This is a genomic window from Streptomyces changchenzhani, from assembly GCF_039766235.1.
Classification (GTDB): Bacteria; Actinomycetota; Actinomycetes; order Streptomycetales; family Streptomycetaceae; genus Streptomyces.
In genome coordinates, this window is record NZ_JBDHNH010000007.1 from 1 (window position 1) to 21053 (window position 21053).

The following is a 21053-nucleotide window of genomic DNA, read 5'->3' on the forward strand; positions in this document are numbered from 1 at the left end:
CATCCGCGGGTCGAACTCCTCGTCCTGGAGCCGCGGGTCGAAGTCCAGGGAGAGGCCGCCGAACGACGGACGCTCCTCCACCGGGTCACCGAGCACCCAGACCCCGCTGCGGCCCTCGACCCGGGAGGTCTCTACGCCGAACTCCGCACAGGTGCGGATCAGGGCGTCCTCCAGGCGGCGTACATGCGCCACGACGTCCACCGGGCGCGGCAACTTCATGATCGGGTAGCCGACGAGCTGGCCGGGGCCGTGCCAAGTGATCTTGCCGCCGCGGTCCACGTCCACCACGGGCGTGCCGTCCAGCGGGCGCTCACTGTCCGCGGTGCGCCGTCCCGCCGTATAGACGGGCGGGTGCTCAAGGAGCAGGCAGGTGTCCGGGACCTCGTCCGCGAACCGCGCCGCATGCACCTCACGCTGCTTCTGCCAGGCCTCCTGGTACTCGACGGCTTCCTCGCCGAACCCAAGACGGACAAACCGCAGCTCACTCACGGCAACGCCTCCCTAGAACCTTCACCGTGCACGTTTGCGCGCCCTCCGCCACTGTACGACCGCGCGGAGTGCGAACCCCCGGCAGGTCGTTTTCGTCAGCGACTCCAGAAATCCTCACACGATCGGATGAATGCGGGGCGAAGGCGGCAGTGCGGGCGGCCAGGGCCGCTAAATTCGCGCCGTTCCATGAGGGCTACTCCAGGAGCCCCGAAGGCAGGAGACCGCACAGCTGATGACGGAACGACCTCCGCAGCGCACACCCAACCGCCAGCTCGCCACGCTCGTCGCAGAAGCGGGATTCTCCAACGCAGGCCTTGCCCGACGGGTGGATCAGCTCGGCCTGGAGCACGGCCTGGATCTTCGGTACGACAAGACATCGGTGACCCGCTGGCTGCGCGGGCAGCAGCCGCGCGGCACCACGCCCGCCCTGATCGCCGAGGTGTTCACCCGGCGGCTCGGCAGACGGCTGACCGCCCAGGACCTGGGGCTCGACGCGTGTGCGCCCGTCTACGCGGGGCTGGAGTTCGCGGCCACCCCCGACGAGGCGATCGACATCGTCAGCGGGCTCTGGCGCAAGGACTCCGGCAGCCATGCCGAGTTGAGAAAGGTCGCGTTCACTCCGGCCGGTCTGGTGGTTCCGAGCCGGGACTGGCTGATCGGCAGGCCCGACGACCGGGTGGCGCGCCCAGAGCCGTCGAACGGTGTGCGGGTGCCCGTGCAGGGCCGCCCCGTGGTGCCCCGGCAACGGCAGACCGACCGCGCCCCCGGGCAGCGCGTCACCTCGGGCGACATCGCGGCGCTCCGCTCGGTCGGCGAGCTGTTCCGCACGCTGGACCAGGCCTACGGCGGCGGGCACGCGCGGCAGGCCCTGGTGCGCTATCTGGAGCACGAGGCGGAGCCGATGCTGCGCGGTACGTACGGGGAGGCGACGGGGCGGCGGCTGTTCGCGGCCGCCGCCGATCTGACCCGGCTCGCGGGCTGGACGTCGTACGACATCGCGGCGCACGGCCTCGCCCAGCGGTACTTCGTGCAGGCGCTGCGGCTGGCGCAGGCGGCCGGCGACCGGTCCTACGGGTCGTATGTGCTGGTCACCATGAGCAGGCAGGCGGTTTATCTGGGTCACGGGCGGGAGGCGGTGCAGCTGGCCCGGGTCGCCCAGCAGGGGGTCGGCAGCTCGGCGCCGGCTGTCGTCCAGGCGATGCTGCACTCCGTCGAGGCGCGCGGGCACGGTGTGCTGGGCGAGGTGCGGGCGTGCACGGCTTCGCTGGTGCGGGCCGAGCGGGCGATGGAGACGGCACGGCCCGGCGACGAGGTGCCGCACTGGGCGCGCTTCTTCGACGAGGCGCAGCTGGCGGACGAGTTCGGGCACTGTCACCGGGATCTCCAGCAGTACCGGGCGGCGGCGCAACACGCCGAGCGGTCGCTGCAGTTGCGGTCGCCCGGGTACGCGCGCAGCCGGCTCTTCTGCCGGGTGGTGCTTGCCACGGCGCGGCTCGGGCTCGGGGAGCTGGACCAGGCGTGCGCACTGGGTGCCGAGTCGGCGCAGCAGGCGGGCGAGATGCGGTCGGCGCGGGCGCTGGAGTACGTACGGGACTTCGAGAAGCGGCTGGAGCCGTACCGGGAGTCTGCGGCGGCACGCAACTACCGGGACAAGGTCGCGGCGCTGGGGTGAGGACGGTGGTGGGCCGGACGGGCTCGAATCGTGTGAGCCCGTCCGTGCCTGCCTTCAGTTGGCCGGTACGCCGCTTACCCGAGCCGGCGCCGTGGCTGCCTTGCCGAGCGCGAGGTCTCCAGGGCCGTCGCCCCGTCGGCCTCAGGCGGCGTCGCGCAGTTGCTCCGTCGCGTATCCCGGCCGGATGCCGAAGTCGTGCAGGATCGCGTGCGCGGCCCGGCGGCCCGAGTAGAGCGCGCCCTGCACCGTGCTCGTGTCGCGGTGGTCGCCGCACACGTACAGGCCCGACAGCAGCCGCACGGGGCGGCGCAGGTCGTGGGGCGCGGGCATGGCGGGGACCGCCTCATGGTCGTGGTGGACGGCGAGGAGCTCCCAGTCGTCCGTCGGGGCGCCGTAGAGCCTGGCCAGGTGGGCGCGTACGACGCGGTCGGCGTCCGGCGGGGGAGCGGCGAGCACCGTCGACGAGATCAGCGCCCTGCCCAGCGGGGCGCGGGTGGGGTCGACCTCGCTGAGTACGGCGGTGTGCGAGACGGGCCCGCTCCGGTCGGCGTCAAGGAGCAGCGCGGCGTCCTTCAGCGGGGACACGGGGGCAGCGTGGTGCAAGACGGTCACCGGATGGAAGGACGGCATCCGCAGCCCGGGCAGCAGCCCGGCGGCGGCGCGGGCGCCGGTGGCCAGCAGGAGGGAGCGGCAGGAGAGTTCGCCGTGCTCCGCGGTGGTCACGGAGGTGGTGGACGCCGAGGTGACGCGTATGCCGGTACGGACCGTGCCGGGCGGCAGGGCGGCGGCCAGCAGTTCGGGCAGCGCGGACGCGCCGCCCGCGGGCACGCACAGCCTGCCGCGTGCGAAACCGCGCAGCGCGAGGTCGGCGCACCGGCTGGAGGTGGTCAGTTCGGGGTCGCACAGCAGCGCGGACAGCAGGGGGCGCAGGAAGCCGTTGACCGTACGGGGCGAGAGCCCGCGCCCGGACAGGGCTTCGAGGGCGGGCAGTTCGGGCCGGGCCGTCAGCCGGTGCGTCGGCGTGGCCGCGAACCGTGCGAGTGCCACGCCGAGGCGCGCCTGATCGAGAGCGCCGCCGAACGGGGGGCGGGGGGCGCCCTTCATGGCGCGCGCGGCGGTGAGTGCGCCCCGTGCGCTCCCCGCCGCTCCGGCCCGGTAGCGGCGGCCTTCGCTGTGCACCAGGACGCCGGGGGTGAACGGGCGCAGGGCGAGTCCGCCAAGACCCGGCGTGCGCAGCAGTTCGGGATAGGCGGTGCTGAGGACCTGGCCGATGCGGTCGAGCCGGAATCCGTCGATCTCCTCGGTGGACATTCGCCCGCCCGCGTAAGGGGCTGCCTCCAAGACAGTGACCGTTACACCCGCGCTGGTCAGCTGGTGCGCGGCGGAGAGACCGGCGACGCCGGCCCCCACAATGACGACGTCCGCATGATGAGCGCTGCTGAGCACGTGCCCCTCCCCGAGGCCGGCGCGACTGACGGGGTTCTCATGCCCCCTCGGCCGCGGAATACCGAAATCCGGATACCGGATCCGGGTTGCAGCGTAGGAGGGGACGCAGCCGCGCACAGTCGCGCACCGACCGGGCACCGGAGCACAAGCGGAGCACAGAGCGGCACGAGAGCGGCAGAACCGGAGCGCAATGGCCGCTCAGCGAAAGGGAGTTGCCTGCATTCGATCAGCGCAGTGCCGACCGCACCGCTTCCTCGATCCCCGGGAACGCGAAGGAGAAGCCCGACTCCAGCAGCCGCCGCGGCACGACCCGCTGACTGCCCAACACGTCCCCGGCGAAGTCGCCCAGCGCGATCCGCAGCGCGGGCGCGGGCACGGTGAAGAGCGTCGGCCGCTTCAGTACCCGCCCCATCGCCTCGGTCACCTCGCGGTTGGTGACCGGCTGGGGCGCGGTGAGGTTCACCGGACCCGAGAGCGACTCGGTGTCGATCAGGTGGCGCAGGGCGGCCACATGGTCGTGCAGCGCGATGTAGCTCCAGTACTGGCGGCCCGATCCCATCCGGCCGCCGAGACCCGCCTTGAAGAGGGGGAAGAGCTTCCCCCAGGCCCCTCCATCTCGCGAGACCACCAGACCGGTGCGGGCGAACACGGTCCGCACGCCCGCCTCCTCGGCCGGCGCGGCGGCCTCCTCCCACTCCACACAGACGTCCGGCAGGAAACCCGCGCCCGGGGGTGCTTCCTCGTCCACCGCGCGGTCCCCGGTGTCCCCGTAGAAACCGATGGCGGAACCGCTCACGAGCACCGAGGGCTTCACATCGAGCGAGGCGACGGCCTCGGCGATCGCGGCCGTACCGAGCACCCGGCTGTCGCGGATCTCCTTCTTGTACGCCTCGGTCCACCGGTGGTCGCCGACGCCCGCCCCGGCGAGATGGACCACGGCCCCGCACCCGGCGAGGCCGTCGGCGTCGACGTACTGCCGCTTCGGGTCCCACGTCACCTCGTCCTTCGTGCGCGAGGGGCGCCGCACCAGGCGCACCACCTCGTGCCCGTCGGCGAGCAGGGAGCGCACGAGCGCCGTTCCGATAAGACCGGTCGAGCCGGTGACTGCGATCCGCATGGGACCCATCCTGCCCCGCATCCGGGCCCGTTGGGCTCCCGTGGCACAGTGGCGGGCATGTCCGAGCCGATGATTCCGAGTCCTTCCGACGCCGTGAAGCCCCTCATACGGCCCGCCACCCGGGCGGACGACAACGACCTTGCCGAGCTCGCCCGGGACACCTGGTCACCGCTGCACGCCGTACATCCGAGGGCCGAGCCGCCGTACGCGCCCTTCTTCGACGACAAGTACCCGCCGGAGGAGATCCTGGTGGCCGAGGTGGACGGCCGGATCGCCGGTTTCATCAGGCTGCTCGGGCCCAGCCACCTCGCGGCCAACGCGCACGTGCGGCTCATCCAGGGCCTCGCCGTGGCGGGGTGGTCCCGAGGACGCGGCGTGGCGCGTGCGCTGCTGCGCGCGGCGATGGACGACGCGCGGCGGCAGGGTGCGGTGCGCATCACCCTGCGGGTGCTCGGCCACAACGCGCCCGCCCGCGCCCTGTACGCGTCGGAGGGCTTCGGCGTCGAGGGTGTGCTGCCGGGCGAGTTCTTCCTGGACGGGAAGTACGTCGACGATGTGCTCATGGGGCGGACACTGGCTCCCTGAGCGATAGTGGGGCGAGTGATGAACGATCACCGGACGCCGCCCGCACCAGCGCCCCACGCCATGCGCCCGGGGCGCGCGGACCGATGAGCTCGACACGGGCCAGGGGCGCGGGCGAGGCCCCCAAGTGGCTGACCGGGGCGCCGCAGCCACGCTGGTTCAAGCTGCTGCCCGTACTGATCCTGGTGCTGCTGAGCCTCGCTCAGCTCGTCACCCCCGAGAGCGTTCAGCTGGGCTTCTTCCTTGTCGCCCTGCCGCCGGTCGCGGCCCTCGCCTACGGCCCCCTGAGCGTCGCCGTGCTCGGCGCCCTCACCCTGCTGGTGCTGTCCCTGCCGTACAGCCGCCATATCTGGTACGTCGAGGCCGGCGACCTGCTCGCCGTGCTGATGGTGATCCTGCTCAGCGTGGTCATCGCCTGGGTGCGCACCCAGCGCGACGAGCAACTGGTGACGGTCCGCACCGTCGCCGAGGCCGCCCAGCTCGCGGTGCTCCCGCCGCTGCCCGCCGCGGTGGGTCGGGTGCGCTGCGCGGGGCTGTACCGGTCCGCGCAGCGCGGGGCGCTGGTGGGCGGGGACCTGTACGACGTACGCGAAGGGCCTCATGGCGTACGGGCCGTGGTGGCGGACGTGCAGGGGCACGGGATGGCGGCGGTCTCCACGGTCGCCGCGCTCCTCGGCGCCTTCCGGGAAGCAGTGCTGGACGAGTCGGACCTGGCGGGGATCGCAGCGCGGCTCGACCGGCGGCTGGTGGTCGACGCAGGCTCGGTGACGCACGCGGAGCTCTTCGCGACCGTGCTCGTGCTGGAGTTCCCGGCCGACGACTCCGTCGTACGGATCATCTGCTGCGGCCATCCGGCGCCGCTGCTGTTGCGCGGCGGGGCCGCGCACGAGCTGCCGGTGGACTCGTCGCCGCCGCTCGGCATGGGACTGGCGGGAGTGGCCCCGCCCAAGGTGGTCTCGGTGCCGCTGGAGCCGGGGGACCGGATCCTGGTCCATACGGACGGCGTGACGGAGGCGCGGGATGCGGCCGGAAGCTTCTACCCGCTGGAGCGGCGGCTGGCCGCCCTGGCCGAGTCGGTGCCCTCCGCGGATCTGCTTGGCCTCACCGAGGCCGTACGCAAGGACCTGGTGCGCTTCGTGGGCCGCGCGGACGACGTCCACGACGATGTGGCCCTGCTGGCACTCGCGCCCGGTGACGTCCATGACCGCGCACAGACAGCAGCCGCCCGCCGCCACTAGCAACGGCGGGCGGGCGGCTGCGACAGGTGGATTGTTACGCGCCGAACCGCTCCCAGAGCCGCGGATAGCGGTCGGCCAGGGCGTCGTTGTTCTCGAAGTCGAAGGGTGATCCCTCCGGTTCGGGCGCCTGCGCCGGGACGCCCAGCTCAGGGGCGACCGCGCCGGTGAGCTGCTCGTACGCCTCGTCCGCCGCGAACCCCAGCTCCTCGCCGTCACCGTCGATCTCGTCGTCGAACTCGTCGAGAAGATCGGCCAGGTTGTCCGGATCGTGCAGCGAGCCCTCGAAGACCTCCCGGCCCTGGCCGATCAGCCAGCAGCGGAAGTAGTCGAAGGCGTCGTCGCTCGCGCCGCCGAGCAGCACGGCCGCCGCGCCCCAGAGGTCCCAGCGGTACGCGCGGTTGTAGCGCACCTCGAAATGTCTGGCGAAGTCGAGCACGGAATCGGGGTCGCGCTGGAGCAGGCGCTCGACAAGCAGGTCGGCATGATCCTCGGGGTCGCCCTCGGCGGCCACGCGGGTGCTGTCGATGATCTCCCAGAAGTCCGTCTCGTCCATCACGGGTCAAGCATCGGGGTTGAAACACGCGGGCGCACGCGGAGTGCACCGTATGCGGCTGTCTCGTTACTCACGTTCGAGCGCACGTCCGAGGGGTGCGGGGAGTCAACCGGGGGCGCATCCGGTGTGACCGTCCCATGATTCACTCGTTTGAAGGGCAAGCGAAGCACGATTACTCACCCTCTAAGGGGTTGCCCTCGTCATGCGCATCGCAGACCAGCCGGAGCCGTCGGAGCTGACCGGAGCCATCGGTTCCGCGGTGAGCGTGGAACAGGCCGAAGCCGCACTCGTCGAGCACTATCCGCGACTCGTCCGGCTCGCCTTTATCACCTTGCCGCCCGCTCTGGGCCGCCACCGGCGGGTGCTCGCCGCCCACGCCACCGTGCAGCGCGCCCTGCCAAGGATCCGCACCGGCCGAAGCGAATTGCCGACGGAGCCCAGAGTCCCGGCCCAGCGCGGCGCCCCGGCCACGAACCCCGGATACGCCCTGGTCCGCGCCCGGGTGCTGCACGACGCGCTGGCCCACGAGCGGCGCCCCGGCTGGTGGCCCGCCCGCCTCCCGGCGCCCACGGCACTGCGCCACGTCCTGCCCGCCGTCTGGGGGCTGCGGTTCTTCCCGGCGGCCGGTGGCGCCGACGAGCTGGCGCTGGAGCAGGTGCTGTCCGGGGCGGACGCGCCGACCAGGGCTGCGCTCGCCCTGCGTCGACTCGAAGGGCTCTCCGATGCGCAGACCCGCACCCTGCTCACCGAGGCGGGCGTCGCGGAGGCGGGCCTCAGCCTGCGCACCGCGGAGCGGCTGGCCCGTACGGCCGGGGAGGAGACGGGCGGGGGCTCCGCATCGCTGCTGCTCTCCGGCGAGTTCGACCCCTGCTTCGTGCACACCCGCCCCACGGATCTGCTGCGCAGGCGGCAGCGGGGCAGGGCGGCCGTCGCTGTGGCCGCGGTGGTCGCGCTGGCCGCCGTGACGCTGCCCGCGCTGGCCGGAGCCGGGGACGCGCGCGAGGACGCGCGCGCCCCCGTCGTGGCCGCCGGGCCCGTGGACCGCTCCGCGGCGGGGCGGGCGCTGGACCCCGCGCGCCTCCTGCGCGCCCCGGCCGGGGAGTGGGCCGACACCTCCCGTGTCGACTTCACCTCCTGGCCGGCCCGCGGCGACCGCACCGACGACCGCGCCCTGCTCGGCCGTGCCCTCGCCGTGTGGGCAGGCCCCACCCGTGAAGTGCGCGTCAGCGCCACCCCCGACACCGCCACCGCCGCGCCCGCGCAGCCGCCCCGCCTGCTGTACGCGGGAAAGGTAGACGGCGCCGCCGTGGTGCTGCTGCACGACGGGCAGCGCGTGGTCAGGTACGCCGAGCCGGAGTCCGGCTCCGGGGCCCCCGTGCTCGATTTCGCCCGTACCGACGACGCCGACGTCACCTCGGCCGCGGCGCTCGTCGTGGCCCGCCGGGCCGGTGGGGCCCGCTATCTGATGGCGCCGTGGATCGCCGAGTCCGCCACCCGTGACCTGCTGAAGCCCGACACCCCGGCGCGCGGACTCGCGGTGGGCAAGGACGGCGTCACCGATGCCGTCCCCGGCCCCTCGGGCGGCGGCAGTTGCGACTCCTGGCCCGTGCTTCAGCTGCGGTCGTCGGAACTCATCGTGGAGAAGCACGCCTTCCTGGTCACCGACCTTGGCGACCTCGCCCCCGTACACCTCACCTACACGCCGCCGCCCGGCAGCGGCGCCCCGGCCCGCCAGCCCCGCGAGGCGACCGGCGGCCCGGCCCTGTTGAGCTGGGCGCGCGGTGCCTGCCACCTCGACTCGCTGCGCGGTTCGGGCGTGCGCGCCGTCAACTACTGGGTGTACGCCCAGCAGGCGCTCCCGGAGTCCGGCGGCCGCGCGTCCTGGGTCTGCACCCGCGCCGACACCTGGCAGGGCCCCGGCAGGGTCCTGGTCCAGCTCCAGCTCCCCGGTTCGTCGCGGACCGCGCCCGGTGTGCGGGTGGCCGAGGTGAAGAACACCGCCTCGTGCAGCCGCTTCGGCCAGCACGTCCTGGCGGGTACCAACTGGAAGGCCAAGTCCGGCGATTGGTACCTCCTCGCGGCGGGCAGCCGCCGCATCACCCGCATCGAGGCCACCGGCGGTGTGCGCGCCACGGCGGCCGGACCGACGATGGCGGTACGGGCCCCCGAGGGGGCCGACGCGACCCTGCGCGCCACCCTGGCGGAGGGCGGGACGCTGGCCGCGCTGCGCTGAACGTGAGGTCCCCGCGCATACCCGAGCCGAACGAGAGCTCCCGCGAATACCGAATACCGAATACCCGACAGGAGATGTCTGCTTTCGGTGGCAGTGTCGAGGTGCAAGCACGACAGCGGCGCGCGTATTCACGCGGAAGCACACGGAGGAGCAGACATGGGCGAGCAGAACGCACCACTGGCAGGCCGGATCGCCCTGGTCGCCGGGGCCACCCGGGGCGCGGGCCGGCAGATCGCGGTGCAGCTCGGGGCGGCGGGCGCGACGGTGTACGCGACCGGGCGCACCACCCGCGAGCGGATCAGCGAGGTCGGCCGTACGACGGAGACCATCGAGGAGACCGCCGAGCTCATCACCGCGGCGGGCGGCGTCGGTATCGCGCTGGCCGCCGACCATCTGGACCGGGACCAGGTCGGCGAAGTCGTCGCGCGCATCGAGCGCGATCACGGGCGGCTCGACATCCTCGTCAACAACCTTTGGGGCGGTGAGCACCTGGTCGTGTTCGGCAAGAAGATGTGGGAGACCGACCTCGAACAGGGCCTGCGCATGCTGGAACTCAGCGTGAAGAGCCACATCATCACCAGCAGCATCGCCCTCCCGCTGCTGATCAGGAACCGGGGCGGTCTTGTCGTCGAGGTCACCGACGGCACGGCGGAATCCAACCGCGACTTCCGCGAGAACTTCTACTACGACCTGGCCAAGAACGGCCCGATCCGGATGGCGTACAACCTGAGTGAGGACCTCAAGGACCTGGGCGGTACTGCGGTCTCGGTCACCCCGGGCTTCCTGCGCTCCGAGCAGATGCTGGACCACTTCGGCGTCACCGAGGAGAACTGGCGGGACGCGATCGCGAAGGACCCGCACTTCGCCATCGCCGAATCACCGGTGTTCGTCGGACGGGCGGTCGCGGCCGTCGCGGCCGACCCCGAGCGGGCGCGCTGGAGCGGGCAGTCGCTCTCCAGCGGGCAGCTCGCCAAGGTGTACGGATTCACGGACGCGGACGGCAGCAGGCCGGACGCCTGGGCGTACATCTCGGAGGTCGCGATGGGCGGCAAGGACGCGCCGGCGAGCGATTACCGCTGACCGACTGCCGCAAACAGTGGCTGTACGGCTGAGGGGTGGCCCTCAGCCGTCGTACAGCGCCCCCATCCTGGCCCCCGCCTCCGCGAACCGCGCCCGCAGTTCCACGGGTTCGAGCACCTCCACCTCCGGACCCAGGGTCAGCAGCTGCGCGTACGCCACCTCCGCCGACTCCACCAGGAGTGTGACCGTGGTCCGGCCCCGGTCGTCCGGCGGGCCCGCCGCCGCCAGGGCCTCCTGGGCGGCGGACCGGTCCGTGACGTGGGGCAGGGAGCGCACGCCCTCCTCCGAGAGGCGTACGACGACCTCCGCACGCAGGATCGACCGGCTGAACTGGGCCGCGCGCTCCGCCCAGAAGCCCGGTAGATCGAAGTCCTCGTCCCGTTCGAACCGGTCCTGCGAGACGGCCACCGCGGTGAATCTGTCCAGGCGGTAGACCCGGAAGTCGCCCTCCGCGCGGGCGCACAGGTACCAGACGCCGGCCTTGAGCACGAGCCCGTGCGGCGCCAGTTCCCGCTCCACCACCCGGTCGGCCCGCCCGTAGCGGACGGTCAGCAGCCGGTCGTCCCAGACCGCTTCGGCGACGGCGGGCAGCGCCTTGGGCACCTTGGGTTCCTGGTACCAGCCGGGCGCGTCCAGATGGAAGCGCTGCGCCGCCGAGTCCGGGGCGCCCCGCAGCGAGGGCAGGAGCGCCGCCGACACCTTCAGCCGGGCCGCGGACGCGGCGTCCTCCAGGCCCATCTCGCGCAGGGCGCCCGGCAGCCCGGACAGGAAGAGCGCCTCGGCCTCGCTGCGGCCGAGCCCGGTCAGCCGTGTCCGGTAGCCGCCGACCAGGCGGTACCCACCGGTCCGACCCCGGTCCGCGTACACCGGGACACCCGCCTCCGACAGGGCCTGGGCGTCCCGCGTGACGGTCCGCTCGGACACCTCAAGCTCGTGCGCCAGCTCGGCCCCGGTCATGGAGGGCCGGGACTGGAGGAGGAGCACCATCTTGATGAGCCGGGCAGCGCGCATGGAGGCATTGTGCCGCGCCACGGCGCGCGCGGCCCGGAGCGCGGGCCCGCGGGCGCGTGCGAAGCCCGGCCCGAGCGCCCCGCGGCCCGAAGCGCGCAGGCCCCCGCCGCAGCGCGACGAGGGGCGGGCGCAGGGGCGCGGGGGCGACTACAGCCCGTACCGCTCCCGTGCTTCCTTGATCGTCTCCGGCTTGATCTCGCCGCGCCGGGCCAGCGCGGCGAGCGCCGCGACCACGACCGACTGGGCATCCACGCCGAAGTGCCGGCGCGCCGCCTCACGGGTGTCGGACAGACCGAAGCCGTCCGTGCCGAGCGAGGTGTAGTCCTGCTCGACCCACTGGCTGATCTGGTCCGGGACCTGGCGCATCCAGTCGCTGACCGCCAGCACCGGGCCGGGGGCCCCGGCCAGCGCGCGGGTGATGTACGGCGTGCGCTGCTCGCCCTGCAACAGCGCCTCGTCGCAGGCCAGCGCGTCGCGGCGCAGTTCGCTCCAGGAGGTGGCCGACCAGATGTCGGAGGCCACGCCCCAGTCGGCGGCCAGCAGCTGCTGGGCTTCCAGGGTCCAGTGGATCGCCGTGCCCGAGGCGAGCAGCTGGATCCGCGGTGAGTCCGCGGCCGGCGCCTCGCCCTGGTTGAAGCGGTAGAGCCCCTTGACGATGCCTTCCTCGACGCCCTCGGGCATCGCGGGCTGGCGCTTGGGCTCGTTGTAGACCGTCAGGTAGTAGAAGACGTTCTCGTTCTTCTCCGGGTCCGGGCCGTACATGCGGCGCAGCCCGTCCTTGACGATGACGGCGATCTCGTACCCGAACGCCGGGTCGTAGTTGAGCGACGCCGGGTTGGTCGCGGCGATCAGATGCGAGTGGCCGTCCGCGTGCTGCAGGCCCTCACCGGTGAGCGTGGTGCGGCCGGCCGTCGCGCCGACGATGAAGCCGCGGCCGAGCTGGTCGGCGAGCTGCCACATCTGGTCGGCCGTGCGCTGCCAGCCGAACATCGAGTAGAAGATGTAGAACGGGATCATCGGCTCGCCGTGCGTCGCGTACGACGTGGCGGCGGCGATGAAGTCGGCCATGGAGCCGGCCTCGGTGATGCCCTCGTTGAGGACCTGGCCGTCCTTGGCTTCCTTGTAGTACATGAGCTGGTCGCGGTCGACCGGGTCGTACGTCTGGCCGAGCGGCGAGTAGATGCCGGCCGACGGGAAGAGCGACTCCATGCCGAAGGTGCGGGCCTCGTCCGGGACGATCGGAACCCAGCGCTTGCCGGTCTCCTTCTCCCGCATCAGGTCCTTCATCAGACGCACGAAGGCCATGGTGGTGGCCATCTCCTGCGTCCCCGACCCCTTCAGTGCCGCCTTGAACGCCTTGTCGGAGGGCTCGGGCAGCGCCACCGGGTGCACCTTGCGCGCGGGGGCCGGGCCGCCGAGCGCCGCGCGGCGCTCGTGCAGATAGCGGATCTCGGGGGAGTCGGCGCCCGGGTGGCCGTAAGGCACCAGGGCCTCGTCCAGTTTCGCGTCCGGGATGGGGAGGTCGAGCAGGTCCCGCATCGTGCGGAATTCCTTGCCCGAGAGCTTCTTCATCTGGTGGTTGGCGTTGCGCGACTCGAAGCCGGCGCCGAGCGTGTAGCCCTTCACCGTCTGCGCGAGGATCACGGTCGGCGCGCCCTTGAACTCGACGGCGGCGCGGTAGGCGGCGTACACCTTGCGGGGCTCGTGGCCACCGCGCGAGGTGTGGAAACACTCGGCAATCTTCGCGTCGGTGAGTACACCGGCCAGCTGCACCAGCGCCGGGTCGGCGCCGAAGAAGTGCTCGCGGATGTACGCGACATCACGCGTGGCATACGTCTGGAACTGCGCGTCGGGCACCTCGCGCAGGCGGCGCACCAGCGCGCCCGTGGTGTCGAGCCGCAGCAGCTCGTCCCAGGCGGAGCCCCAGAGGGACTTGACGACGTTCCAGCCGGCGGCGCGGAACTGCGCCTCCAGCTCCTGCACGATCTTGAAGTTCGCGCGGACCGGACCGTCGAGGCGCTGCAGATTGCAGTTGATGACGAAGGTCAGGTTGTCGAGCTGCTCGCGACCGGCCAGCGCGAGGGCGGCGGTCGACTCGGGCTCGTCCATCTCGCCGTCGCCCAGGAACGCCCAGACGTGCGAGTTGGCGGTGTCCTTGATGCCGCGTCCGGTCAGGTAGCGGTTGAACCGCGCCTGGTAGATCGCGGAGAGCGGGCCCAGGCCCATGGAGACGGTGGGGAACTCCCACAGCCAGGGCAGCCGGCGCGGGTGCGGGTAGGAAGGGAGGCCCTGGCCGCCCGCTTCCTGCCGGAAGTTGTCGAGCTGCTGCTCGCTGATACGGCCGTCGAGGAAGGCGCGGGCGTAGATTCCGGGGGAGGCGTGGCCCTGGATGTAGAGCTGGTCGCCCGATCCGTCCGCCTCCTTGCCCCGGAAGAAGTGCTGGAAGCCGGTCTCGTACAGCCAGGCGGCCGAGGCGAAGGTGGCTATGTGGCCGCCGACGCCGAAGCGCGAGCCGCGAGTCACCATGGCGGCCGCGTTCCAGCGGTTCCACGCGGTGATGCGCTGTTCCATCGCCTCGTCACCGGGGTACTGGGGCTCAGCGCCGGTGGGGATGGTGTTGACGTAATCGGTCTCCAGCAGCTTGGGCAGCGCGATTCCCGCGCCCTCGGCGTGCTGGAGGGAGCGACGCAGCAGATACGCGGCACGGTGCGGACCCGCCGCCTTGGTGACGGCATCGAGGGAGTCCGCCCATTCGGCGGTCTCCTCGGGGTCGCGGTCCGGGAGCTGGTCGAGCTCGCTCGGAAGCTTGCGTGCGGGGTCGGTCATGACGCCGCCTTCCGTGAAGGAGGGGGGTGGAGAAAGGGGGGCCCTGGCTGGCAGGACAGGGCTGTGGACTGGTGGGTCCGTCGTCGACTGTAAGGCGCTGATCGATGATCGATCAAAGGGTTGAAGCGAAAAACTTCTCCGTATCCCAAAAGTGGCATTCCGTGCCACGGAAGAGGGCACGCTGTGCCTTCGTGAATCGGCTGAAATCAGGCACGCGGAGCACACCCGAGCACGTGTTCCTTCACCAGAGCGCCGATCCGTGGATCGCGTCGGCGGAACGCCTCGACCAGGTCCTGGTGCTCCTCGGCGTACGACTTCTGTACGGTCCCGAGCCAGCGGATCGCCAGTGCGGTGAAGACCTCGATGCCCAGGCCCTCCCAGGTGTGCAGGAGTACGCCGTTGTGGGCCGCTCGCACCAGCTCCCGGTGGAAGGCGACCGTATGCCGGACCTGCGCCGTCCCGTCGGCCGTGCGGTCCGCCTCGTACAGCGCCGCCACATGGGGCTCAAGCGCCGAGCAGTCCTCGGCCAGCCGCTCCGCGGCCAGCTCCGCGGCGATCTGCTCAAGCCCGGCCCGGACTGGATAGCTCTCCTCCAGATCGGCCGCGGACAGGTTCCGCACCCGTACGCCCTTGTTGGGGGCCGACTCGATCAGCCGCAGCGTCTCCAGCTCCCGCAGCGCCTCGCGCACGGGCGTCTGGCTGACCTCCAGCTCGACCGCGATCCGCCGCTCCACGATCCGCTCACCCGGCTTCCAGCGTCCGCTGACGATGCCCTCCACGATGTGCTCGCGGATCTGCTCGCGCAGCGAGTGGACGACGGGCGGGGTCATGAAGGCTCCTTGGCGCGGTGGTGGACGTGGAGGCCCTGGACGGGTGGAGATTCTGGACAAGCGGAGGCTTTAGACCGACCGACAAATGGGGTGCGGTCTTAGACAATACGACGGCGCCCCCGCCCGGATGTTCCGGGCGGGGGCGCCGACAGCACGCGTACGGTCCTGCTGGGGCCTACAGACCGAGCTCGACCTCGAACTCGCCGGCTTCCAGAATGGCCTTGACGGCCGTCAGGTAGCGGGCCGCGTCGGCGCCGTCGACCAGGCGGTGGTCGTAGGACAGCGCCAGGAACGTCATGTCACGCACCGCGATGGTCTCGCCGAGGTCCGGGTGGTTGATGACCACCGGGCGCTTGACGGTCGCGCCGATGCCCAGGATGGCGACCTGGTTCGGGGGCACGATGACCGTGTCGAACAGCGCACCGCGCGAGCCGGTGTTGCTGATCGTGAAGGTCGCGCCGGACAGCTCGTCCGGAGTGATCTTGTTGCCGCGGACCTTGCCGGCCAGCTCCGCGGTCTTCTTGGAGATACCGGCCAGGTTGAGGTCGCCCGCACCCTTGATGACCGGAGTCATCAGACCCTTCTCGGAGTCCACCGCGATACCGATGTTCTCGGTATCGAAGTAGGTGATGGTGCCCTCGTCCTCGTTGATCCTGGCGTTGACGACCGGGTAGGCCTTCAGCGCCTGGGCAGCGGCCTTGACGAAGAACGGCATCGGGGACAGCTTGACGCCCTCACGGGCGGCGAAGGACTCCTTGGCCTGGGCGCGCAGTCGCATCAGCTTGGTGACGTCGACCTCGACGACCGTGGTCAGCTGGGCCTGCGAGTGCAGCGCCTTCATCATGTTGTCGCCGATGACCTTGCGCATGCGGGTCATCTTGACGGTCTGGCCACGCAGCGGGGACACCTCAAGGGCCGGAGCCTTCGAGGCGGCGGCGGCAGGGGCCGGGGCGGCAGCGGCGGCCTTGGCGGCCTCCGCGGCGGTGATGACGTCCTGCTTGCGGATACGGCCACCGACGCCGGTGCCCTTGACCGAGGACAGGTCGACGCTGCTCTCGGCGGCGAGCTTACGGACCAGGGGGGTCACGTACGCGCCTTCGGCGTCACCGCTGGAGGCGGCGGGCGCCGGGGCTGCCGGAGCGGCGACAGGCGCCGGAGCGGCCGATGCCTGCTGCGGAGCCGGAACGGAGGGGGCCTTCGGAGCGGGCGCGGCGACCGGAGCCGGTGCCTCCTGCTTCGGGGCCGCCTGAGCCGGTGCCGGGGCTGCCGGAGCGGCGACGGGCGCCGGAGCGGGCGCGGCCGGGGCCGCGCCCTTGGCACCGATGACGGCGAGCCTCGCGCCGACCTCGGCGCTCTCGTCCTCGGCGACCAGGATCTCCAGCAGGGTGCCCGCGACCGGGGAGGGGATCTCGGTGTCGACCTTGTCGGTCGATACCTCAAGCAGCGGCTCGTCCTCCGCGACCTCGTCCCCGACCTCCTTCAGCCAGCGGGTGACGGTGCCCTCGGTGACCGACTCGCCCAGTGCGGGCAGCGTGACATCGGTACCGGAGGCGCCGCCGGACGGTGCCTCGGCCTGAGCCGGAGCCTCGGCCGCGGGCGCCGGAGCGGCCTCGGGCTGTGCCGCCGGAGCCTCGGGCTCGGCGGCGGGGGCCTCGGCGGCAGCCGGGGCGGACTCGGCAGCGGGCGCGCCCGAGCCGTCGTCGATGAGGGCCAGCTCCGCGCCGACCTCCACCGTCTCGTCCTCGGCGACCTTGATGGACGCGAGGATGCCGGAAACGGGGGCCGGGATCTCGGTGTCGACCTTGTCGGTCGATACCTCAAGCAGCGGTTCGTCGACCTCGACGTGCTCGCCCTCGGCCTTCAGCCAACGGGTGACAGTGCCCTCAGTGACGCTCTCGCCGAGCGCCGGAAGGGTTACGGAAACCGACATGGTTTCAGTTGCTCCTTACGAAAGTGAAGTGGTTGCGCCCGGGATGACTAGTCGTGGGAGTGCAGAGGCTTACCGGCCAGGGCCAGGTGAGCCTCGCCCATCGCCTCGTTCTGCGTCGGGTGGGCATGGATGAGCTGCGCGACCTCGGCCGGCAGCGCCTCCCAGTTGTAGATCAGCTGAGCCTCGCCGACCTGCTCGCCCATACGGTCACCGACCATGTGGACGCCGACCACGGCACCATCCTTGACCTGGACGAGCTTGATCTCGCCCGCGGTCTTGAGGATCTTGCTCTTGCCGTTGCCCGCGAGGTTGTACTTCAGAGCGACGACCTTGTCCGCGCCGTACACCTCCTTGGCCTTCGCCTCGGTGATACCGACCGAAGCGACCTCGGGGTGGCAGTACGTCACGCGCGGCACACCGTCGTAGTCGACCGGCACGGTCTTGAGACCGGCCAGCCGCTCCGCCACCAGCATGCCCTCCGCGAAGCCGACGTGCGCGAGCTGGAGGGTGGGGACGAGGTCGCCGACCGCCGAGATGGTGGCCACGTTGGTCTGCATGTACTCGTCGACGAGGACGAAGCCGCGGTCCATCGCGACGCCCTGCTCCTCGTAACCGAGGCCCTGCGACACCGGGCCGCGGCCGATCGCGACGAGCAGCAGCTCGGCCTCGAACTCCTTGCCGTTGGCGAGGGTGACCTTGACGCCGTCGTTGGTGTACTCGGCCTTCTCGAAGAAGGCGCCGAGCGAGAAGTTGATGCCGCGCTTGCGGAACGCGCGCTCAAGCAACTTCGAGCTGTTCTCGTCCTCGACCGGCACGAGGTGCTTCAGGCCCTCGACGATGGTGACTTCGGTGCCGAAGGACTTCCACGCGGAGGCGAACTCGACGCCGATGACGCCGCCGCCCAGCACGATCGCGGACTTCGGGACCCGGTCCAGCGTCAGCGCGTGGTCCGAGGAGATGATGCGGTTGCCGTCGATCTCCAGGCCCGGCAGCGACTTCGGCACGGAGCCGGTCGCCAGCAGGACGTGGCGGCCCTGGACACGCCCGCCGTTCACATCGACGGAGGTCGGGGAGGAGAGCTTGCCCTCTCCCTCGATGTACGTCACCTTGCGCGAGGCGACCAGGCCCTGCAGCCCCTTGTACAGGCCGGCGATGACGTCGTCCTTGTACTTGTGGACGCCCGCCATGTCGACGCCGTCGAAGGTGGCCTTGATGCCGAACTGCTCGGACTCGCGCGCCTGGTCGGCGATCTCGCCCGCGTGCAGCAGGGCCTTCGTCGGAATGCAGCCGTTGTGCAGGCAGGTGCCGCCGAGCTTGTTCTTCTCGATCAGTGCGACGTCCAGGCCCAGCTGCGCTCCGCGCAGAGCGGCGGCGTAACCGCCACTGCCACCGCCGAGGATCACTAGGTCGAAAACGGTGCCGGCGTCGTTCGCCACGTCACGTCCTCCATGCATGTGCGCCGGTCGCCGGTCACCGAAGACCGGGCGGCGGCTGGTGTTCGGCCGCTTTTTGTTCGGCCCTGTGGTGGGGGCCCTGTCCTGCCGAGAACCCATCTTCGCACTTGTTGACGGGAGGCGGGACGGGGGGCCGGGGTCCGAGACGGTCATGGACCGCTCTTCTCGGAATTACTCGGGTGTACGGGCGTACGGTTTCCGCCGAGTTTCATCGAGGGCGAAATCGCTCGTACGCCCGCAGCCGCACGCGGGACCCCGGACACATCCCGGGGCCCGCGTGCGGCGGCAGGTGTCAGCCCAGGTCGCCTGCGGCGGTGCGCTCGGCCAGCCGCACCAGGGTGCGGACCGAGGTGCCGGTGCCGCCCTTGGGGGTGTAGCCGAACGGGCTGCCCTCGTTGTAGGCCGGGCCCGCGATGTCCAGGTGCGCCCAGGCGATGTCCTCGCCGACGAACTCCTGGAGGAACAGACCGGCCGCCAGGCCGCCACCCGCACGCTCGCCGATGTTCGCGATGTCGGCGGTGGGGGAGTCCATGCCCTTGAGCAGCTCCGCGGGCATCGGCATCGGCCAGGACTGCTCGCCGACCTCCTCCGCGATCTCGTGGATCGCGGTACGGAAGGACTCGTCGTTGCCCATGATGGCGAAGGTGCGGTTGCCGAGGGCCACCACCATCGCGCCGGTCAGCGTCGCCACGTCGACGATCGCGTCCGGGTGCTCCTCGGAGGCGCGGGCCAGCGCGTCGCCCAGGACCAGACGGCCCTCGGCGTCGGTGTTGAGGACCTCGACGGTCTTGCCGCTGTACATGCGCAGGACGTCGCCGGGGCGCGTCGCGTTGCCGGACGGCATGTTCTCGGCGAGCGCGAGCCAGCCCGTGACGTTCACCTGGAGGCCGATGCGGGCGGCGGCCACGACGGCGGCGAGCACGGCGGCCGCGCCGCTCATGTCGCACTTCATCGTCTCGTTGTGACCGGCCGGCTTGAGCGAGATGCCGCCCGAGTCGTAGGTGATGCCCTTGCCGATGTACGCCAGGGTCTTCTGCGCCTTGGGGTGCGTGTAGCTGAGCTTCACCAGGCGCGGGCCGTGCGTGGCGCCCTGGCCGACGCCGATGATGCCGCCGAAGCCGCCCTTGAGCAGCGCCTTCTCGTCGAACACCTGCACCTTGATGTCGTGCTCCTTGCCGGCGGCGGTGGCCACGGCGGCGAAGGACTCGGGGTACAGGTCGTTCGGCGGGGTGTTGATCAGGTCCCGGGCGCGGTTGATCTCCTCGGCCAGGGCCACGGCGCGCTCGGTGGCGGCCTTGAGCGCCTTGTCGCGCGGCTTGGCGCCGAGCAGGGTGATCTCGCCGAGCGGCAGCTTGGCGCCGTTCTGGTCCTTCTTGCTCGTGCCGTCCTTCTCGATGTCCTGGTAGGCGAGGAAGGCGTACGCGCCGAGCAGGGCGCCCTCGGCGATGGCCTCGGCGTCCTCCACGGTCTCGACGGGCAGCGCGAAGCCGGCCTTCTTCGAGCCGGTCAGGGCGCGTGCGGCGGCGCCGGCGGCGCGGCGCAGCGACTCCGCGCCGTACGTGTCGTCCTTTTCCGGGACCGCACCGAGCCCGACCGCCAGCACGACCGGGGACTTGAAGCCCGACGGGGCGGGCAGCTTGGTGACCTCGCCCTCGGCACCCGAGGCGCCGAGGAGCTCAAGGACGGAGGCGAGCTTGCCGTCGAACGCCTTGTCCACGGCCTCGGCGCCCGGTGCGACGACCGGCCCCTTGGCGCCCTTCGCGACGCCGACGACGATGGCGTCGGCGCGCAGCGTCGCCGCGCCGGAAGTGCTGAGAGTGAGAGCAGTCACGGTGGTGAAATCTCGCTTCCATTGAGTTCTGTGGGCCGAGGGGGTGGGGTCGGCCGTACCCGGCGCATCGCCGTCCGGGGCGGGTGAGCGCCAACTGTGAGCCTACGCGCGGTTCAGTCGTTCGATCACAGCAGCGAGCAGTTCGCCCACCAGAGGTGTCTCAGCCATGTTGAGGACGTGACGGGTGGGGGGCGTCGTGCCCGTCACTGCCCCGGAAGGCATCCGCAAGCAACTGCCGGGGGGCAACTGCGTGTTCGGCGCCGCGTACGCAGGGCAGCGCTCGGCGTGGACCGGGCCCGAGGCGCTCCAGCAGACCGTCACGCTGAAGCTGCCCCTGCCCACGGCCTGACCTCGGCGCGGGCGGGCCGCTGCGCACGCGCCTGTTCGCGGTGTTGCTCCTGCTCCCGCTCGCGGGCTGCACGGCGGAGCCGCCGGGGTCGGACTGCGACGCACCGGCGGACGCGTGCCGGCAGCCGAGCTCGGTCTCTTCCGGCAGTGGCGGCTCAGCGCCGACGTCCACGTCCGCGGCCGGTCCAGTTCGCCCCCACCCCGGCCAGATGCACGGCCAGGATCGTGAGCCCGAACAGCAAGAGGCTCATCGGCGCGAAGAGCACCTCGGTCGACGTCTCGGTCGCGTGGAGGATGAACGCGATGAAGAAGATCGCGGCTGCTACGAAGGCCAGCATTTCTGCTCCCACTGGTCGAGGACGCGCCACGCCCCAGTCGGGGTGACTGCGTCGGTTCCAGCAACCAGGTGCCCC

At 71.7% G+C, this 21053-nt stretch carries 17 protein-coding genes; 6 read left to right on the forward strand and 11 right to left on the reverse strand.

Annotated features, from left to right (window positions below):
• A partial coding sequence (gene lipB / locus ABCR94_RS21885) for a lipoyl(octanoyl) transferase LipB (RefSeq protein WP_347121416.1) occupies positions 1-489 on the reverse strand: 489 nt, incomplete at its 3' end.
• A gap of 232 nt (positions 490-721) precedes the next feature.
• Between lipB and ABCR94_RS21890 the strand changes: the two genes are divergently transcribed.
• A complete protein-coding gene (locus ABCR94_RS21890) occupies positions 722-2161 on the forward strand; it encodes an NsdA family TPR-like regulatory protein (RefSeq protein ID WP_347121418.1) in 1440 nt (479 codons plus the stop codon).
• A 141-nt stretch (positions 2162-2302) separates the two neighbouring features.
• Here the strand turns inward: ABCR94_RS21890 and ABCR94_RS21895 are convergent, their stop codons facing one another.
• The gene (locus ABCR94_RS21895; RefSeq protein ID WP_347121420.1) at positions 2303-3607 is read right to left on the reverse strand and encodes an NAD(P)/FAD-dependent oxidoreductase; all 1305 of its coding nucleotides are present in this window, start codon (positions 3605-3607) and stop codon (positions 2303-2305) included.
• 226 nt (positions 3608-3833) lie between these two features.
• Positions 3834-4733, reverse strand: coding sequence for a TIGR01777 family oxidoreductase (locus ABCR94_RS21900; RefSeq protein WP_347121422.1), 900 nt, complete (start codon positions 4731-4733; stop codon positions 3834-3836).
• Positions 4734-4781: 48 nt separating this feature from the next.
• On the opposite strand from ABCR94_RS21900, the gene ABCR94_RS21905 reads away from it, so the two are divergent.
• Positions 4782-5309, forward strand: coding sequence for a GNAT family N-acetyltransferase (locus tag ABCR94_RS21905; RefSeq protein ID WP_347121423.1), 528 nt, complete (start codon positions 4782-4784; stop codon positions 5307-5309).
• An 83-nt stretch (positions 5310-5392) separates the two neighbouring features.
• The gene (locus tag ABCR94_RS21910) at positions 5393-6544 is read left to right on the forward strand and encodes a PP2C family protein-serine/threonine phosphatase (protein WP_347121425.1); all 1152 of its coding nucleotides are present in this window, start codon (positions 5393-5395) and stop codon (positions 6542-6544) included.
• Between the two features lie 34 nt (positions 6545-6578).
• Here the strand turns inward: ABCR94_RS21910 and ABCR94_RS21915 are convergent, their stop codons facing one another.
• The gene (locus ABCR94_RS21915) at positions 6579-7097 is read right to left on the reverse strand and encodes a DUF4240 domain-containing protein (protein WP_347122007.1); all 519 of its coding nucleotides are present in this window, start codon (positions 7095-7097) and stop codon (positions 6579-6581) included.
• A 202-nt stretch (positions 7098-7299) separates the two neighbouring features.
• Between ABCR94_RS21915 and ABCR94_RS21920 the strand changes: the two genes are divergently transcribed.
• Both ABCR94_RS21920 and ABCR94_RS21925 read left to right on the forward strand, forming a co-directional pair.
• Entirely contained in the window at positions 7300-9330 is a 2031-nt protein-coding gene (locus ABCR94_RS21920) for an amino acid adenylation domain-containing protein (RefSeq protein WP_347121426.1), read from the forward strand.
• A gap of 156 nt (positions 9331-9486) precedes the next feature.
• Positions 9487-10410 carry an SDR family oxidoreductase gene (locus ABCR94_RS21925; RefSeq protein ID WP_347121428.1) on the forward strand — a complete coding sequence of 308 codons (924 nt, stop codon included), beginning with the start codon at positions 9487-9489 and terminating at the stop codon, positions 10408-10410.
• Positions 10411-10452: 42 nt separating this feature from the next.
• Here the strand turns inward: ABCR94_RS21925 and ABCR94_RS21930 are convergent, their stop codons facing one another.
• From ABCR94_RS21930 to ABCR94_RS21955, 6 genes are all read right to left on the reverse strand, one after another.
• Complete coding sequence (locus tag ABCR94_RS21930) at positions 10453-11421, reverse strand: helix-turn-helix transcriptional regulator (RefSeq protein WP_347121430.1); 969 nt, start codon at positions 11419-11421, stop codon at positions 10453-10455.
• 147 nt (positions 11422-11568) lie between these two features.
• Positions 11569-14247 carry a pyruvate dehydrogenase (acetyl-transferring), homodimeric type gene (gene aceE / locus ABCR94_RS21935; RefSeq protein ID WP_347121431.1) on the reverse strand — a complete coding sequence of 893 codons (2679 nt, stop codon included), beginning with the start codon at positions 14245-14247 and terminating at the stop codon, positions 11569-11571.
• A gap of 206 nt (positions 14248-14453) precedes the next feature.
• Entirely contained in the window at positions 14454-15077 is a 624-nt protein-coding gene (locus ABCR94_RS21940; RefSeq protein ID WP_347121433.1) for a GntR family transcriptional regulator, read from the reverse strand.
• Positions 15078-15252: 175 nt separating this feature from the next.
• On the reverse strand, positions 15253-17007 hold the full coding sequence (gene sucB / locus ABCR94_RS21945) for a 2-oxoglutarate dehydrogenase, E2 component, dihydrolipoamide succinyltransferase (RefSeq protein ID WP_347121434.1): 1755 nt from the start codon (positions 17005-17007) through the stop codon (positions 15253-15255).
• A gap of 47 nt (positions 17008-17054) precedes the next feature.
• Complete coding sequence (lpdA, locus tag ABCR94_RS21950) at positions 17055-18443, reverse strand: dihydrolipoyl dehydrogenase (RefSeq protein WP_347121435.1); 1389 nt, start codon at positions 18441-18443, stop codon at positions 17055-17057.
• A gap of 310 nt (positions 18444-18753) precedes the next feature.
• Positions 18754-20292: a leucyl aminopeptidase gene (locus ABCR94_RS21955; protein WP_347121437.1), complete on the reverse strand. Its 1539-nt coding sequence runs from the start codon at positions 20290-20292 to the stop codon at positions 18754-18756.
• Between the two features lie 196 nt (positions 20293-20488).
• Between ABCR94_RS21955 and ABCR94_RS21960 the strand changes: the two genes are divergently transcribed.
• Positions 20489-20641, forward strand: coding sequence for a hypothetical protein (locus tag ABCR94_RS21960; protein ID WP_347121439.1), 153 nt, complete (start codon positions 20489-20491; stop codon positions 20639-20641).
• 154 nt (positions 20642-20795) lie between these two features.
• Here the strand turns inward: ABCR94_RS21960 and ABCR94_RS21965 are convergent, their stop codons facing one another.
• On the reverse strand, positions 20796-20978 hold the full coding sequence (locus ABCR94_RS21965) for a hypothetical protein (RefSeq protein WP_347121440.1): 183 nt from the start codon (positions 20976-20978) through the stop codon (positions 20796-20798).
• Positions 20979-21053: the final 75 nt, after the last annotated feature.

Coding starts and splice junctions, on each gene's coding strand:
- ABCR94_RS21890 (WP_347121418.1), top strand. CDS start 722: ATGACGGAACGACCTCCGCAGCGCACACCCAACCGCCAGCTCGCCACG.
- ABCR94_RS21900 (WP_347121422.1), bottom strand. CDS start 4,733: ATGGGTCCCATGCGGATCGCAGTCACCGGCTCGACCGGTCTTATCGGA.
- ABCR94_RS21905 (WP_347121423.1), top strand. CDS start 4,782: ATGTCCGAGCCGATGATTCCGAGTCCTTCCGACGCCGTGAAGCCCCTC.
- ABCR94_RS21910 (WP_347121425.1), top strand. CDS start 5,393: ATGAGCTCGACACGGGCCAGGGGCGCGGGCGAGGCCCCCAAGTGGCTG.
- ABCR94_RS21915 (WP_347122007.1), bottom strand. CDS start 7,097: ATGGACGAGACGGACTTCTGGGAGATCATCGACAGCACCCGCGTGGCC.
- ABCR94_RS21920 (WP_347121426.1), top strand. CDS start 7,300: ATGCGCATCGCAGACCAGCCGGAGCCGTCGGAGCTGACCGGAGCCATC.
- ABCR94_RS21925 (WP_347121428.1), top strand. CDS start 9,487: ATGGGCGAGCAGAACGCACCACTGGCAGGCCGGATCGCCCTGGTCGCC.
- ABCR94_RS21930 (WP_347121430.1), bottom strand. CDS start 11,421: ATGCGCGCTGCCCGGCTCATCAAGATGGTGCTCCTCCTCCAGTCCCGG.
- aceE (WP_347121431.1), bottom strand. CDS start 14,247: ATGACCGACCCCGCACGCAAGCTTCCGAGCGAGCTCGACCAGCTCCCG.
- ABCR94_RS21940 (WP_347121433.1), bottom strand. CDS start 15,077: ATGACCCCGCCCGTCGTCCACTCGCTGCGCGAGCAGATCCGCGAGCAC.
- sucB (WP_347121434.1), bottom strand. CDS start 17,007: ATGTCGGTTTCCGTAACCCTTCCGGCGCTCGGCGAGAGCGTCACTGAG.
- ABCR94_RS21965 (WP_347121440.1), bottom strand. CDS start 20,978: ATGCTGGCCTTCGTAGCAGCCGCGATCTTCTTCATCGCGTTCATCCTC.